The organism is Cryobacterium sp. M91 (assembly GCF_002929615.1).
Classification (GTDB): Bacteria; Actinomycetota; Actinomycetes; order Actinomycetales; family Microbacteriaceae; genus Cryobacterium; species Cryobacterium levicorallinum.
Window position 1 is genome coordinate 17,723 of the sequence record NZ_PJJT01000081.1, and the last position, 15,034, is coordinate 32,756.

Consider the following 15,034-nt stretch of genomic DNA (forward strand, 5'->3'; position numbering starts at 1 on the left):
GCCTTACGTCAGCTGGAGCTCGCGGCGGGATGACGCAGAGATATCAACACCCGAGAAGGCAAACCGAAGCAGACCCGAGCCACCGGGCTGCTTGCGCATGTAGTCAATTAGAAATTCCATCGTGATGTCTTTGTGAATGTCGGCAACGTCCTGAGCGGTGGAATCCTCGGCAGGACGCATATTTTCAATGTCGATGATGTGGATGCTCAACTTGCTGTCCACAATGATGAGATTGGCAGACCCCCCTGCCGCGCGTATGCGAGGCCCCACATCGCTTAGACAGTCGCTACCGAGAGCGACGATTATTGGCTGACTTCCATCTTCTGCTCGGACTTTAAGCATGCTGTGAAGCTTGTTGCGTGTGATGGCCGTCATCAGTTTGCGCGCGTAGTTGCGGCGCAGAACTGCATTGCTGTCTTCAGCGGCCATGTCGCCACTTCCCTTCGTTTTCAACAAGATTGTCAAAAATTTCGTCCACAGAATTTTGGTACGTATCTTCTACATCGGCTTGCGAGTAGATAACGCGGATTACGGTTCTAAGACGGGTACCGGTCTTGTCTTTGGTTGCTTCATGACGATGCACTTCCTGGTGGCTACAATCGATCTTCGCCACTTCATGCCACTCTTCTTCATGAGCTATCTCATGAACCACAGCGCAGTCCACAATTCTGGAATCTGACCGACTCCGCCAGACTCTTTGAGTAACCCGGCTTGAGGCTGTATCCAGGTAACGGATTGTCTCCTCTTCGCAGTCTTCTAAAGGGGGGTTTGCCCAGCGTTGCTCAACGACCTTGTCGAACGCACTCGCGGCAGCTTTCTTTGAGGCACGATGTGCGTCTCTCCCGAAGTTTCTAGCCACAATGCGCTTCAGCCTAGCGGCGTCACGGCACGCAATCGACCGATCGAATCCCCACATCAGCCCACCGACCCGAGCTTTGTGTGAACGCTGAGGCCGTGATCTTTGTAGAAACCTGCCAGGGAGACCCCTGCGGGACCCGCAAGGTGTCAAGATTTGAGCGGACTCTTCCGGTGGCCTGGCTCATAACTGTTGCCTGAAATCTGCGTCGTTCACTGCGAAGTCTGGCCGGAGTGAGATATGCGATCACCCGCGACTAGGTCGCGGCGAGACGCGATCCAGATCGCCGTCACGGTGGTCACTCCTGAAACCCCGCAGAAACCCCGCATTTACCCCGCAGATTGAAATCCGCAAGGGGACGAGTGTGTGATCACCCAGCCAGTGTTTCACTGGGATCAACGACCGTATGAGGCCTCCGTGACCCCTCTGAGTCTGGTTCACGATAATCGTGGTGTCGCGGGTTCAATTCCCGCTCCCGCTACACGGTATTCACTAAAATCGCCCCGGACTTCTGCGGAAGTCCGGGGTGTTTCTGACTGGGGGTGGTCGGTCAGTCTTCCCGGTTCCGGCGCCCTGCAGCATGACATGGGCGAGCGGATGTTCACCAGCCGCATTCCTATCGACAGCGCCGGTGTGCACGTGACCGACCGGCACGTGTTCGCCCCACGCCCGATGATCGGGTGCATCGGAACGGCGCCCGCTGAGGGAATGAACTCCACGATCATTCCCTCCTCTGCTCAGGGTGGAAACATGGACGTCACCGACTGCGGCCCCGGTTCGATCGTCTACCTGCACGTCATGGTCGAGGGTGCCTACCTGTCGATCGGCGACATTCACGCGTTCATGGCGGAGGGAGGATCTTCATTCATCGCGATTGAGGCTGAGGGCATCGCGGTTGTGAGTGTCGAACTGCGAAAGGGCATGAACCTGCGGGCGCCGCGGGTTCAAACCCTCATCGAGTGGGTGTTCGTCGGTCTCGGTGACCCCGTGCAAGAGCGCATCACGCGCGGCTACGAGGACGTGTTTTACTTTCTCGTGAGCGACCACGGGTGGGATGACGGCGACGCCGTCGCGGTCATGAGCGCCGTCGGGCACTCCCGGCTCGGCGGACCGACCGGCTCCGGCACAGTAGTGCATTACTCATTTGCCGCCCGGCGGTGGATACTGGGCGGCACGAGGCTCGCAGCGGCCGCATCGGCAAGTGAGGAGCCACCGAGGTGTTATCGATTCAAAAAGTGGAGCAGGGTTCGACGTTGCGGGACCGTATCGCGCAGTCGCTCGCGGCCGCGATCAACACCGGTGAACTCGCTCCCGGAACCCTGGTGACCGTGCCGACCCTGGCCATCCGCTTCGAGGTGTCGGCCACCCCAGTTCGGGAGGCAATGCTGGATCTGGAACAACGAGGATTCGTGACCTCGGTGCGCAACAAGGGTTTTCGGGTGACGCAGATGAGCGACAAAGACCTGCGCGACGTCATCGAGTTGCGCCAGCTGCTCGAGGCTCCCACGATGGGCGCCCTCGCAGGAACACTCGATGCTGAGACGCTCACGCGCTGGCGCGGCGTGGCTGAACAGATCTCTGAGTATGCGCGGCAGAAGGACCTGGCCGGATTTCTCGCCGCTGATCGGCAGTTTCATCTCGGGTTGTTGGCCTTGCACGGCAGCGCCCGGCTGGTCGAAATGGTCAGCGAACTGCGCGCGCAAACTCGAATGGTGAGCATCGCCGCGATGATGCAGAGCGACGACTTGTGGGGCACGGCGCGCGAGCACCACGTCATGCTCGATCTGCTGGCAAGCGGAGAATCCGAGGCGCTGCGTGAGCTCACAGTCAGCCACCTCGGCACCGTGGCCGGGTGGAGCTCGGAACCCGACGGGCCGCACTGAGGCCGGAGTGTGGACGCCGGTGCAACGATCCGCGTGTGTAATATGTCATACAGCACTGGGGTGTTTGGGTGCTTGTTCCAAGCCGTCTTGCGATCAAGGCGTGTAGAACACTTGCTCGGCGCTCTCACAGGAGAGGCACACATGAGAATCTCAAAGAAGAGCACATTGCTGCTCGGCGTCGCCACAGCGATGCTTCTTGCGACATCGGGTTGCAGCGGCGGATTGCTCGCCGCCGACGAAGCCGGCAGCGAAGAGACCGGCACGGTCAAGCTGGCCATGGTCGTTCCCATCTCGGGCAGCAGCGCCCCGACCGGCGAATACATGGCCAATGCGGCGCAGCTCGCCGTGGACGAAATCAACGAGGCAGGCGGCGTCCTGGACGGCCGCCAACTCGAGCTGCTCGTCGAAGACGAAGCCTGCGACGCCCAGCAGGGCGTGGCGAGCGCCAACAAGGCCGTCTCGGCCGGCGCCGTCGTTTCGGTCGGCGGCTACTGCTCCGGCGCAACACTGCCGCAGCTGCCGATTTTCGAAGAGGCCAACGTGCCCATGATCATTCCGGCGGCCAACTCGCAGGACCTCGTCAACCAGGGCCTCAAAAACGTTTTCCTTGTCAACGGCACGGGCAATCAGCAGTCCACTGCCGCTCTCGAGTACATGTTGAAGACCGGCGTCGCCTCCGTCGCCCTCGTCGACGACAACGACAGCTACTCGGCGGACATCACCGCGGAGACCGCCCGCCTGATCGAGGAAGACGGCACAGTGACGCTCGCCCTGGGCACCTCGGTCACTCCCGGTGAGAGCGACTATTCCGCCGCCGTGCGCGACATCATGAATGCCGCCCCGGAGCTCGTCTACTGGACCGGCTACTACCAGGAGGGCGGTCTCATTATCAACCAGCTGCGCAATTCTGGCTTCGAAGGCGACATAATGGTGGCCGACGGCAGCGTCGACGGCTCCATCTCGGAAATCGCCGGGGCCGGTGCCGAAGGCGTACTCGCCACAATGACCCAGACCCCCGACACCCTCGAGGGTGGCGGCGATTGGATCGCCAGCTACGAAGAGGCTTTCGGCAGCGCTCCCGGACCGTTCTCGCTGCAGTCCTATGACGCGGTTCGCGTTGCGGCGCATGCCATCGACGAGGCTGGCTCGACCGACGGCGACGCGATCATCGCGGCGCTCGAGGCCATCGACGGGTTTGAGATGTTCTCCGGCCCGCTCACCTTCACGGCCGATCACACCCTGTCGAACGGTGGATTCATCATCCTGTCCATTCAGGATGGCGCCTTCGCCCTCGAGGATGACCTGTCCTGATCCTGTAGTTCTGATCATTGGGTCCGGACTCTGGTCTTGAACGCAAGATCCTGACCCCTGAAGCGGATGCCGCGGCCCACGCCGCGACATCCGCTCCACTGCTTACAGAAAACGGACCAACATGATGCAAATTATCTGGGACGGGTTGTTTGTCGGCTCGTTCTACGCCTTGATCGCGCTGGGCTACAGCATGGTCTACGGCATCATTAAACTTCTCAACTTCGCCCACGGTGACATCTATATGCTCGGTGCCTTCATCGGCTTCGTCATGCTGGCCTCCGTCGGAGGCCTCCCCGGGGCGCTGAGCATCGGTGCCCTGCTCGTCGTGCTGCTGCTGAGCATGCTGCTCACCGGCGGTGCCGGCGTTCTGATCGAACGGTTCGCCTACCGCCCCCTGCGCAATGCCCCACGATTAGCCGTGCTGATCACGGCCGTCGGCGTTTCGTTCACCCTGCAGTACGGCGTGAGCGCCATCGCCGGGCCGAACCCGCGCAGCTACCCGGTGCGCCTCGAAGGCGACGTGTTCGACGTGCTCGGCGCTCGCGTCTCGCTGCCCCAGGTGCTGCTCATGGCCATCGCCGCGATCTTGATGATCGCGCTCAATACCTATATTCAGAAAACATCGACTGGTCGCGCCATGCGCTCGATCTCGCTCGATATGAAGGGTTCCCTGTTGATGGGAATCAACGTCAACTCGGTCATCACCCGTACGTTCTTTATCGGGTCGGCCCTGGCCGGGGCCGCTGGAGTCATGGCCGGTGCCTACTACGGAAAAATCGACTTCATGATGGGGTTCCTGATCGGCCTCAAGGCGTTCACCGCGGCCGTGATTGGCGGCATCGGCAATATTCAGGGGGCCATGCTCGGCGGCCTGGTATTGGGCCTGATCGAAGCCTTCGGCGCCTCGGTGTTCGGCGGCGAGTGGCGTGACGTTTTCGCCTTCGTGGTGCTGATCCTCTTCCTCACTTTGCGTCCGACCGGAATTCTCGGCGAACGGGTTACGGAGCGTGTCTAGCATGAGTGGAACAACATTTAAGAGCCAGGCCCCCCCGTCGCACCGGCCCTGTCGCCGCCTGGGTGTCCGGACTGTTCGAGAGCAAGTACCTGGGCTGGATCGCCCTGGCCGCTGCCCTGCTCGCCCCGCTGCTCACCGCATCGCCGTACTCGCTCAATGTGATGACGACGGCGGCGATCTTCGTGATGCTCGCAGCTGGCCTCAATATCGTCGTCGGCTACTGCGGCCTGCTCGACCTCGGCTATATCGCGTTCATGGCCGTCGGCGCCTACACGGCCGGCATCTTTGCCAAGGCCTTCGAACTGCCCCTGATCTTCACCATCCCAGCGGTGTTGGTCATGACCATTCTGGCCGGACTCATCATCGGAGCGCCGACACTGCGTCTGCGCAGCGACTACCTGGCCATTGTCACGCTCGGCTTTGGCGAAATCACCCGCATCACGGCCAACAATCTCACCATCACGGGCGGGCCATCCGGTATCTTCGGCATTCCCAAGCTGCTGGCCTTCGGTGATTTCAGCCTGCACAGTCCCGCCGTGTTCTACTACGTGACCATCCTGATTGTGGCGTTCTTCGTGCTGGCCTCGGCCCGGCTGGGCAAGTCCCGGCTTGGACGGGCCTGGCGGTTCGTGCGCGAAGACGAGGATGCCGCCGAAGCGATGGGCATTCACACCTACAAGGTGAAGCTCATGGCGTACATTTTCGGGGCCATCTGGGGCGGCTTCGCGGGCGTGCTGTTCGCCTCGCACCTCTCGGCGATCTCCCCGAAGAGCTTCGTTTTTCTGCAGTCGGCCCTCGTGCTGATGGCCGTCGTGCTGGGCGGCATGGGCAACATGCGCGGGGTCGTTGTCGGTGCCCTCGTCATCACCCTGCTGCCCGAACTGCTGCGCGACCTCTCGGAATACCGCTATCTGGCCTTTGGTCTGCTGCTCGTGGTCGCGATGGTGTTTCGACCCAAGGGCCTATGGCCGGCTCGCGGCCATGAAGAGGAACGCGGGAACAAGAACGAGCCGCCACAAACCGCGGTCGACGCCGCGGTCGCGAGAGGGGAAAGCCGATGAGCGTCGTACTCGGGGTCAACGACCTGCAGATCGCCTTCGGCGGCGTCAAGGCCGTCGACGGCCTCACCTTCGACGTGCACGAGAAGGAGATCATCGCGGTGATCGGTCCGAACGGGGCCGGCAAGACCAGCGCGTTCAACTGCATCACCGGCTTCTACAAGCCGACCGGCGGTTCCGTCGTGAGGGACGGCACCGACATCACCGGAAAACGACCGGCCGACATCGCCGCGGTCGGTGTCGCGCGCACGTTCCAGAACCTGCGCCTGTTCAACGACCTGACCGTACTCGACAATGTGCGCGCCGGCATGCACCTGAACAGAGGCCAGAGCTGGGCGGATGCTATTTTCCACACTCCCCGGTTCAAACGCAGCGAGGCCGCCTACACGGAAGAAGCGCACTACTGGCTCGACTTCGTGAACTTCGAGGGCCCGCGCGGGGTGCCGATCGGCAACCTCTCCTATGGGCAACAGAAACAGGTCGAGATTTCCCGGGCCCTGGCCCGAAAATCCAAGCTGCTACTGCTCGACGAGCCGGCCGCCGGCCTCAACTACACGGAGAAGCAGAAGCTGCTCGAACTGTGCCGCCGCATCCGCGATCTCGGTACCTCGATCGTGCTGATCGAGCACGACATGGGACTGGTCATGGAGCTGTCGGAACGCATCGTGGTGATGAACTTTGGGCGCGAAATCGCCGAGGGAACACCGGCCGAGGTCAAAGCGAACCCCGCCGTGATCGAGGCCTACCTCGGCAAGAACGAGGAGGTGCAGATCGATGGCAATGCTTGAATTCGACAACGTCGAGGTCTATTACGGCAAGGTACAGGCGTTGCGCGGGCTGAGTCTGCACGTTGACGAGGGCGAGATCGTGGCCCTGCTTGGCAACAACGGCGCCGGCAAAACGACGACGCTCTCGACCGCGTCGGCTCTGGTGAAAGCCAGCTCGGGGCACCTGACCTTCAACGGCAGCGACATCAGCCGGGCCAATCCCTGGGATGTCGTGTCTGCCGGGCTCATCCACGTGCCCGAAGGGCGGCGCATCTTCAGCACACTCTCGGTGCTGGAGAACCTGCAGCTGGGCGGCTACCTGGTCAAGGACCGGAGCCTCGTCGCCGCTCGGATTGAGCACGTGTTCGAGCTGCTCCCGCTGCTGTTCGAACGCAGAACGCAGCAGGGTGGCACGCTCTCCGGCGGAGAGCAGCAGATGCTTGCCATCGGTCGCGGGCTCATTGCCGGCCCGAAGATGCTCATGCTGGACGAGCCCTCAATGGGTCTCGCGCCGCTGATCGTCAACCAGGTGATGGACGTCATCAAGGAGATTCGCGCCCAGGGCACGACCGTGCTCCTGGTCGAGCAGAACGCGCGCGCCGCGCTGCGGGTCACCGACCGCGCCTATGTCATCGAAAGCGGAGTCACCACGGTCGAGGGTCAGGCCGCCGACCTGCTTAACGATCCCCGCATCATCGACGCGTACCTCGGCGCGTAGTGACGGTGGGCTCGATCTGAGCACGACGAGCCAATGCGACAAGGACGCGGATGCCGCGTGCGGTATCCGCGTCTGAGCCTCATTCGGGGGTACGATCGGGGCAATCGGGAATTACCCGCGCATGAAGGGAAAGGTCGGATCATGAATCCGCTTCTAATTATTGTGGCCATCGTTGCGGTCGTGCTGCTCATTACCGGTGGCTTGGTGCAGTCTCTGCAGTTTCTCCTCTGGGTCGGTATCGTGCTCGCGATCCTGGCGGTGATCATGTTCCTGATGCGGTCGATGTCGGGGCGCAAGGGTGCCTGACCAGCAGGATGGACGACAGCCGGCAGCAGGATACTGACTCCTTCTGTCGGCTGTTTTTGTGTGACGCCCGGCTGGGATTCAGACCAGTGGGGCCAGAAAGGTCAGGGTCGAGCCGTCGCCCTCGATGATCGGTCCGAGCGCGCGGTTGAACTCGGCGCCATAGGCGGCGGCACGGTGGGCGTGGAACGCGGCGAGGTCGCGGTATTCCTCATAGACGAAGAACGCCGCCGGATTGGTTTCCAGCTGGTGCGGGTCGAAGCGGACGCAACCGGCTTCCCGGCGCACGTGCGCGGTGAGCTCGCGCAGCAAATGAGCGACTTCCGCTTCATGACCGGGCAGGGCTGTGAACTCGGCGTAGAGGGCGATCACGGCACCGCTCATGCCGCGCTCGCTTCGGTTACTGTCGTCGCGGCATCCGTTGTGAGAATCATGGGTGTAACTTTCCAGGGGGTTAGCGGTGTGAGCGGCCCGGACCTGCCTCGGCCGCCACTCAATCAATCAGGGCAGAACTTTTACTATAGAGTCAAGGCACGCAAAATCACGGTGGATTGCCCCTGACAATCGGTGCGACCACCTCCCTGCGCGCTCGCCGTCTGCGGCGTGCGACAAGATTGGACCTCGTGCCTGGACTGAACGCTCCCACCCGTGTCGTCGTCGTTGGCGACGCGCTGATCGACGTGCTGCGTGATTCGGAGGCGAGCCGCGAGTTTGCCGGGGGCGCCGCGCTCAATGTGGCGGTCGGGCTGGCCGTGCTCGGCGTGCCCACGACTCTGATCGCGATGGTCGGTGAGGATGCCGATGGCGCCGTGATCCGGGCGTTTTTGGAACAGCATGGGGTGCAACTGATCGCAACACCTGGCCCGCTCGGATCGTCCCGGGCGGTTTCGGACCGCACCGACGGCGAACCTCGTTACTTCTTTAACGACGCCGCGAAAGCGCGCCGCATCGAGTTCGGGGCTGCCGAGCGGGCCGCGCTCGACGCCGCCGAACTGGTCGTCGTGAGCTGTTTTCCGTTCGACGATACCGATCAGACCGAGGCGTTCGCGGCCTGTGTGAGCGACCCGGAGCAGCGCCTCGTGATCGACCCCAATCCCCGCGCCGGCATGCTGCGCGACGGGCCGCGGTTTGTACGCAACTTCGAGGCACTCGCTGCTCGCAGCCTGCTCGTGAAGGTGGGCGACGAAGACGCCGACCTGCTCTACGACAGCAGCCTCAAGGAGCTGCGGACCCGCCTGGTTGACGCCGGGGCGGGTACCGTGCTCGCGACGGCCGGGCGCCTTGGCGCGTCGGTGGGCGTCGGCCAACATGAGCTGGTCAGTGTGCCGATCGCTGAGCTTGACGGCCCGATCGTCGACACGATGGGTGCCGGGGACGCGACGCTCGCGGCATCCGTTTGCACCATCGTTCACAGCGGTGTGCCACAGGATGCCGCCGGCTGGCAGGCGCTGCTGACCGACGCCATGCTCACCGCCGCGGCGACCTGCCGGCAGGAGGGCGCCCTGCTCCGACGCCCGTGACCTCCGGCAGAGCGGATGCTGCGACGGGCTGCTCGTCGGGCGCCGAGCCGCGCTTACGCCTCGGTGCTTGTTTCAGGCGCGCTCGTCTCAGGCGCGCTCGTTTCGGTGCTCGTCTCAGGAACCGGATCAGTGAACTTCAGCCGGGTGCGAATCGCGTCGCGGGCCTGCTGGGCCGCGCGGCGCACCTCCTTGTCGGGGTCGCGCAGGCGCACCTCGATCGTGGCAATGTTGGCGGTGGTGCCCTGGTCGGCGAGGGCGTGCAGGGCGGCGGCGCGCACGCGGGGGTGCTCGTCGGTCGTGAGACGCACCAGCTTGGGCACGACCTGCAGTCCGCGCAGCAGCACGACTTTGGCGCACATTTCGCGCACCCGCCAGGACTGGTTGTTGAGTCCGACGACGATGTACGGCGCCGCCTGCTCGCCCCAGACGTGCAGCAGAGCGCGGGCGCCCCACAGCTCGGGCCAGTACAGGGCCGGAGCACCTTCAAGGATGCCGAGGGCGTGGCGCCCGCCGGCGTAGAGCAGAAAGTCTTTTCCGGCGTTCTTGGCGCGCAGCAGGGCCACGGAGTTGTCGATGACAACGCTCTCGCCGTAATGCGCGACGGCGGCGCGAATGCGTTCCTCGGTCGGACTGTCGATCGGAAGGTCGGGGTGCGGAGTCAATTTGTTTTGCATAGCCCTCTAACGCTACCTCCCCGGCGCGCCCTGAGCCATCGAAACCGCTCCCTGACGGCGATCTACCGGCGAATCGTGCGGAACCGGCGTCGGTGGTGGGCGGTCCTCGTCGACAAGCACAGGATTCCGCGGGCGGACTTCTGTCGGCTCGCGGCGTTGTGCGCTACGACGCCGGTTCGGGGCAAAGGTCGAGCTCGAAGCCGGAAGCGTGCTCGTAGATGCCGTAGTTGCCGATCTCGGTGAAGCCGAGGCCGCGGTAGAGGGCGAGCGCTTCGGGCTGGGCGTAGCCGGTTTCCAGGCGCATCCGCTCATAGCCGAGGCTGCGCGCCAGGATCGCGAGTTCGCGCAGAATTGTTTTCGCGTGGCCCTGGCGGCGAAAGGAGGGGTTGGTCCACATGCGCTTGACCTCGGCGGTCGTGGCGTTGAACCGGTGCAGGCCGCCGCCGGCGACGGTCGTGTCGCCGTCGACCAGCACAAGGAAGCCGCCGAAGGGGGGATCAAACTCGGTGCCGTCGACGTCGTGCACGGAATCGCCCGTGCCGTATCGGGTTTCATATTCACGGTGCAGGTCAAGCAGAAGGGGGGCAACCTCGGGATCACCGAGGCGCACGGATACGCATTTCACGGTTATAAGTGTGCGCCCTGGCGAGGCGTGCTCGTGACCGGCCGCGGGAGTGTACTTAGTAGACTCAACGGGTGTCAGTGAACCCAGAGTTGCAGGGGCGGGTCTTTCCGCCGGTCGCACCGTATCTTGTCGGCCGCGAAAAGGTGCGCGAATTCTCCCGCGCCGTGTTCGCGACCAACCCGATCAACCACGATCCCGAAGCGGCCCGCGCGGCCGGCCACGCCGACGTCGTCGCCCCGCCCACGTTCGCTGTGGTCCTGCAGGAGGCCACCCTGGCCCAGCTTTTGGCCGAACCGGATGGCGGCATCGACTTCACCCGGGTCGTGCACGGCGATCAGCGCTTCAGCTACACCCGACCGATCGTGGCCGGCGATGAGCTCACGGCGACCCTCGCGGTCACGAGCATCAAGTCGCTGGGCGGTCATTCGATGGTGACGGCCGAGTCCACCATCGTCGATGCGACCGGCGGCCACGTTGTGACCGCCACCTCCACCCTCGTCGTCAGGGGAGACGAATGATCCCCGCCTCATCTATCAGGTCAGTGGCCGACCTCGAGGTCGGCAGCGTCGTCGCCGAGGCGAGTTTCTCGCTGACGCGCGATTCACTCGTGCATTACGCCGGGGCATCCGGCGATTTCAACCCCATTCATTACCGCGACGATGTGGCGCAATCGGTGGGTCTGGCGGGCGTGCTCGCCCACGGCATGCTCACCATGGGTCTGGCCGTGCAGCCCGTCGTCGACTGGGCTGGCGACCCGGCCCGCGTCGTCGATTATCAGGTGCGATTCACCCGTCCGGTCTTCGTTGACGCCACCGTCGGCGCCGTCGTGATGGTGGTCGCCAAGGTCGGCGCGCTCGATGTCGAGGCGAGTGTGGCCCGTATCGACCTGACCGTGACCTTTAACGGCGCGACCGTTCTCGGCAAGGCGCAGGCGCGCGTCAACCTGGCCTGAACCCATGATTGAACCCGTTGCCCTGAGCACACTCACCACATTTCGTGTCGGCGGCCCGCCCGCAGCACGGGTGGCACCGGTCACCGAGCAGGACCTCATCAACGAAACCCTCGTTGTTTGGGGCATGGACGAAAACTGGCTGCTGCTCGGTGGCGGATCCAACACCGTCGTCGCCGACGACGGCTTCGACGGCATCGTCATTCACGTGGTGACCCGTGGCATCCAGGTGCTCGATGATTCCAGCGAAGCGGATGCCACTGGCGCCGGTCCCGCAGACCTCGTGCGGCTGCGCGTGCAGGCCGGCGAGCCCTGGGACGAGCTGGTCGCCTATGCCGTCCAGCACGGCTGGGCCGGTATTGAGGCGCTCTCCGGCATTCCCGGATCGTGTGGTGCCGCGCCGGTGCAGAACATCGGTGCCTACGGGCAGGAAATCTCGGACAGCCTCGTCGCGATTGACTTTCTCTCCTATGAAACCGGCGAGGTCGAACGCCTCGAACGGGCCGAGCTCGGCCTCGGCTACCGCACCTCGGTGCTCAAACAGGGCTTGCGCGGAGTCGTCCTGGCGATCGAACTGGAGTTGCACGATACCGCCGCCGAGGCATCCGTTTTGGGCAGTACGCTCGGTCAGCCGCTGAAATATGCCCAACTCGCCGGTGCGCTCGGGGTGCAGCTCGGCGATCGCGTGCCGCTGCAGACCGTGCGCGACACGGTGCTGGCCCTGCGGGCCGGTAAGGGTATGGTGCTCGACCCGAGCGACCCCGACACGTACAGCGCCGGATCCTTTTTCACTAACCCGATCGTGACCGAGGCGATTGCGCGTTCCCTGCCGGCATCGGCGCCCCAGTGGCCGATGACGACGGAGCTGCCGGATCGAGTTATTCCCATTGAGGAATATATGGGTGTCGGGCCGATTCCCGGCGCGGAACCTGTACGCCTGGTCAAGCTCAGTGCTGCCTGGCTGATCGAGCAGTCCGGCGTTTCCCGCGGGTTCCGGCTGCCCGGGTCGAAGGCGGCCGTGTCGAGCAAACACACCCTCGCCTTGACGAACACGGGCGGCGCGACCGCCGAAGAGGTGGCCCAACTGGCCCGCTACGTGCTCGGCCGGGTGCAGGCCGAATTCGGCGTGAATCTGCAGCCTGAACCGGTTCTGGTCGGCCTGACGCTCTAGCTTCGAGTCGACCAGGGTCGGCCGCCCCTTCTTCCACCGAGCCGTGAGTTTGAGCCCATTCTGCGCGAAAAACGGGCTCAAACTCACGGCTGGGTGACGTGAACTCACGGCTCGGTGATGTGAGGGCGCCTTACGCGGCCGGTCAGTCGGCGCGACGCGCTGCGGCCGCGATGCCGGCCACGACGAGGCCCAGCCCGACCGCGATCACGCCGCCGAGGAGCCACAGCGTGGGATCCGGCGGCACCGGAAGCAGGGTGAACACGACCATGTAAGTCGCGAACGCCAGCAGCAGAATGCCCCAGAGGATCGTGCCGAAGCGGGGGCGCAAGCGGGGAGCGGATGGTGTCTCCTCGCCAGCCGGCGCGGCCTGGTTCGGGCTGAAGAAGCTCGGCGTCGGGTCGGACTCCGGTGCGGGGCTGGCCGCGGCGGCGATCGGCGCGGTCGGGTTTGGTTCGGTGGCGGGCGCGTCGGCTGCCGGCGAATTTGCGGCGAAGACCTCGGTCGGTGCGTCAGAGTGGTCGGATCCGGAGTTCGCGGGAGAAAGTGGAGTGGTCATTGTGAGGTCCTAGTTGTTGGAGGAATCGAGCGTGACGACGCCGGCGATGGTCCAGATGCGCAGCAGCGGGCCGTCGCTGCGGCTGCTCGCGTTGAAGGTGCGCTGATCGGAGGCGAATACTCCGGTGCGCTCGCCGTTCTCCGCGTTCACCGCCCGACCCGAGTACTCCACGCCGCCGACCAGTGCGTGCGTTTCGACGCGCACCGGGGCATCCGTGGGGAGTTGAATATTGGTGACGCCGGCCACGAGCCAAACGTCGAAGATGCGATCCTCGTCGTCGAGCCCCGGGTTGTCGAAATCACTCAGGTCGAGCGTGGACTCCCCTGCAACCATGACGTAGCTCGTCGACGGGTCAACGGCGGCGTCATTGGCGATGAGCGGCCAGACGGTGTCGCCGATGGCGGCGAATTGGGTGCCCTGCGGAAACACGCCGAGCACGACCAAGGTGGCCGCGGCCAGAAAGGCGAACCCGCCCATGGCGCCGTCGGTGCGACCGCGGATTCCGGCGGTCACGATGCCGAGCGCGAGCACTCCGAGGGTGAAGGCAACGCCGAGCAAAATTGCATCCTGCGACCAGACGCCGGTCGAGTACACACCGGCGGCAACCGCGCCCGTGGCCAGGGCCAGGCCCAGCACGATGACGCTGTAGCCGGCGCCGGGACGGCGGGCACGCACCCGGGCACGGTGTGCAGCCTGGCGGGCGCGGTTCTGTTCCTGCCAGTCCCGATTCTGCTGCGAGCGGATGTTTCGGGCCGAGTCCGATGCGTACGGGTTGGCCGGCGGATAGGTTGCACCGACCGGGGCTGCGCCGGTGACGAACGGGTTCTGGGTCGAAGTCGGCGTGGCTGCGAAGGCGACGGTCGGGGCGGTTGCCGTTGCGGTGCTCGGGGCGCTGCTCTGGTCGGTTTCGGTGGACGTGCTGGTCGCTGTAGGCGGCGGGGCCGGGGCATCCGTTTGCGCGCTGTAGCCGGTGCCGGACGGCGGTTTCGGATCGTAGACACTGCCCGGGCCGAACGGGCCGGCCGGGGGAGCGAACGGGCCGAACCCGGGGCCAGTACTGCCGGGTTTCCTGGCGCGGCGCACCAGATACACGATCAGCCAGACGATGCCGGTCAGAACGGCCAGGCCCCAGCCGAAGGAGAAGATGCCGTTGAGCCAGTCGGGGACGGCCCAGAATCCGGTCGGGCCGTTCCACCACAAGCCGCGGAACAGCGGCACGACCGTGACCAGGAGCAGCGCTCCGATGGCGATCATGGCGGGCTGGAAGCGGCCGCGGAGGGCCTCTTCGGCGTAGATGCGGCCGGTGCCGCGCGGCATGAGCGCCCAGCCCACTGCGTAGGCGAAAACGACGGGGCCGCCGAGGATGGCGATCACGACGGCGATGCCGCGCACAATCAGTGGGTCGAGCCCGGTGCGGGCGGCGATGCCACCGCAGACGCCGGCGATCCAGCGGTCGCCGTCACGGTTGAGTCCACTTCCGCGAATCCAGTCGAAGAATCGGGTGATTTGGTCGGGGTGAGGTGTTTGGGCCCTCGGTGCGTCGGTCATGATTCGAGTCTGGCAGCGCGCCCAAACCGCGGCCATGGGGGATGACCCTGATTGAACCCTGATTGATTCTGCGCGGGTTC

At 64.5% G+C, this 15,034-nt stretch carries 19 protein-coding genes; 12 read left to right on the plus strand and 7 right to left on the minus strand.

Features of this window, described 5'->3' with window-relative positions; genetic code table 11:
* Positions 1–3 precede the first annotated feature (3 nt).
* Positions 4–429 (minus strand): hypothetical protein, encoded by a 426-nt coding sequence (locus tag CXY80_RS07670; protein WP_104132136.1) that lies wholly within the window; start codon positions 427–429, stop codon positions 4–6.
* On the minus strand, positions 419–859 hold the full coding sequence (locus tag CXY80_RS20090; protein WP_146070702.1) for a hypothetical protein: 441 nt from the start codon (positions 857–859) through the stop codon (positions 419–421). Before CXY80_RS20090 ends, CXY80_RS07670 begins: the two co-directional genes overlap by 11 nt.
* A gap of 594 nt (positions 860–1,453) precedes the next feature.
* Here CXY80_RS20090 and CXY80_RS07680 point away from each other — a divergent pair.
* From CXY80_RS07680 to CXY80_RS19695, 8 genes are all read left to right on the plus strand, one after another.
* Positions 1,454–2,182 (plus strand): acetamidase/formamidase family protein, encoded by a 729-nt coding sequence (locus CXY80_RS07680; RefSeq protein WP_233195130.1) that lies wholly within the window; start codon positions 1,454–1,456, stop codon positions 2,180–2,182.
* A complete protein-coding gene (locus tag CXY80_RS07685; protein ID WP_158251602.1) occupies positions 2,110–2,739 on the plus strand; it encodes a GntR family transcriptional regulator in 630 nt (209 codons plus the stop codon). Before CXY80_RS07680 ends, CXY80_RS07685 begins: the two co-directional genes overlap by 73 nt.
* Before the next feature lie 141 nt (positions 2,740–2,880).
* On the plus strand, positions 2,881–4,050 hold the full coding sequence (locus tag CXY80_RS07690) for a branched-chain amino acid ABC transporter substrate-binding protein (RefSeq protein ID WP_198415557.1): 1,170 nt from the start codon (positions 2,881–2,883) through the stop codon (positions 4,048–4,050).
* A gap of 121 nt (positions 4,051–4,171) precedes the next feature.
* On the plus strand, positions 4,172–5,065 hold the full coding sequence (locus CXY80_RS07695) for a branched-chain amino acid ABC transporter permease (protein ID WP_092448400.1): 894 nt from the start codon (positions 4,172–4,174) through the stop codon (positions 5,063–5,065).
* 62 nt (positions 5,066–5,127) lie between these two features.
* The gene (locus tag CXY80_RS07700; RefSeq protein ID WP_233195132.1) at positions 5,128–6,126 is read left to right on the plus strand and encodes a branched-chain amino acid ABC transporter permease; all 999 of its coding nucleotides are present in this window, start codon (positions 5,128–5,130) and stop codon (positions 6,124–6,126) included.
* Positions 6,123–6,911: an ABC transporter ATP-binding protein gene (locus CXY80_RS07705; RefSeq protein ID WP_104132138.1), complete on the plus strand. Its 789-nt coding sequence runs from the start codon at positions 6,123–6,125 to the stop codon at positions 6,909–6,911. The genes CXY80_RS07700 and CXY80_RS07705 overlap by 4 nt, the downstream gene beginning before the upstream one ends.
* Positions 6,904–7,608: an ABC transporter ATP-binding protein gene (locus CXY80_RS07710; RefSeq protein ID WP_092448477.1), complete on the plus strand. Its 705-nt coding sequence runs from the start codon at positions 6,904–6,906 to the stop codon at positions 7,606–7,608. Before CXY80_RS07705 ends, CXY80_RS07710 begins: the two co-directional genes overlap by 8 nt.
* A 141-nt stretch (positions 7,609–7,749) precedes the next feature.
* Positions 7,750–7,914, plus strand: coding sequence for a hypothetical protein (locus CXY80_RS19695; RefSeq protein ID WP_166787509.1), 165 nt, complete (start codon positions 7,750–7,752; stop codon positions 7,912–7,914).
* A 78-nt stretch (positions 7,915–7,992) separates the two neighbouring features.
* Here the strand turns inward: CXY80_RS19695 and CXY80_RS07715 are convergent, their stop codons facing one another.
* Positions 7,993–8,295 carry a putative quinol monooxygenase gene (locus CXY80_RS07715; protein WP_092448397.1) on the minus strand — a complete coding sequence of 101 codons (303 nt, stop codon included), beginning with the start codon at positions 8,293–8,295 and terminating at the stop codon, positions 7,993–7,995.
* Positions 8,296–8,534: 239 nt separating this feature from the next.
* Here CXY80_RS07715 and CXY80_RS07720 point away from each other — a divergent pair, with 239 nt between their 5' ends.
* Positions 8,535–9,431 carry a PfkB family carbohydrate kinase gene (locus tag CXY80_RS07720; protein ID WP_233195134.1) on the plus strand — a complete coding sequence of 299 codons (897 nt, stop codon included), beginning with the start codon at positions 8,535–8,537 and terminating at the stop codon, positions 9,429–9,431.
* A gap of 53 nt (positions 9,432–9,484) precedes the next feature.
* On the opposite strand, the gene CXY80_RS07725 is transcribed toward CXY80_RS07720, so the two are convergent.
* Positions 9,485–10,105, minus strand: a complete 621-nt coding sequence (locus tag CXY80_RS07725; protein ID WP_104132139.1) for a HEAT repeat domain-containing protein — start codon at positions 10,103–10,105, stop codon at positions 9,485–9,487.
* A 163-nt stretch (positions 10,106–10,268) separates the two neighbouring features.
* Positions 10,269–10,730 carry a GNAT family N-acetyltransferase gene (locus CXY80_RS07730; RefSeq protein ID WP_158251603.1) on the minus strand — a complete coding sequence of 154 codons (462 nt, stop codon included), beginning with the start codon at positions 10,728–10,730 and terminating at the stop codon, positions 10,269–10,271.
* A 71-nt stretch (positions 10,731–10,801) separates the two neighbouring features.
* Here CXY80_RS07730 and CXY80_RS07735 point away from each other — a divergent pair, with 71 nt between their 5' ends.
* Genes CXY80_RS07735 through CXY80_RS07745 form a run of 3 tightly spaced genes read left to right on the plus strand, consistent with a single transcriptional unit; the run spans position 10,802 to position 12,850 of the window.
* Complete coding sequence (locus CXY80_RS07735; RefSeq protein ID WP_104132140.1) at positions 10,802–11,248, plus strand: MaoC family dehydratase N-terminal domain-containing protein; 447 nt, start codon at positions 10,802–10,804, stop codon at positions 11,246–11,248.
* On the plus strand, positions 11,245–11,682 hold the full coding sequence (locus tag CXY80_RS07740; RefSeq protein WP_092448394.1) for a MaoC family dehydratase: 438 nt from the start codon (positions 11,245–11,247) through the stop codon (positions 11,680–11,682). Before CXY80_RS07735 ends, CXY80_RS07740 begins: the two co-directional genes overlap by 4 nt.
* Before the next feature lie 4 nt (positions 11,683–11,686).
* The gene (locus CXY80_RS07745; protein ID WP_104132141.1) at positions 11,687–12,850 is read left to right on the plus strand and encodes a UDP-N-acetylmuramate dehydrogenase; all 1,164 of its coding nucleotides are present in this window, start codon (positions 11,687–11,689) and stop codon (positions 12,848–12,850) included.
* A 142-nt stretch (positions 12,851–12,992) separates the two neighbouring features.
* On the opposite strand, the gene CXY80_RS07750 is transcribed toward CXY80_RS07745, so the two are convergent.
* Entirely contained in the window at positions 12,993–13,406 is a 414-nt protein-coding gene (locus CXY80_RS07750; RefSeq protein ID WP_104132142.1) for a hypothetical protein, read from the minus strand.
* A gap of 9 nt (positions 13,407–13,415) precedes the next feature.
* Positions 13,416–14,954: a PspC domain-containing protein gene (locus CXY80_RS07755; RefSeq protein WP_158251604.1), complete on the minus strand. Its 1,539-nt coding sequence runs from the start codon at positions 14,952–14,954 to the stop codon at positions 13,416–13,418.
* Positions 14,955–15,034 lie beyond the last annotated feature (80 nt).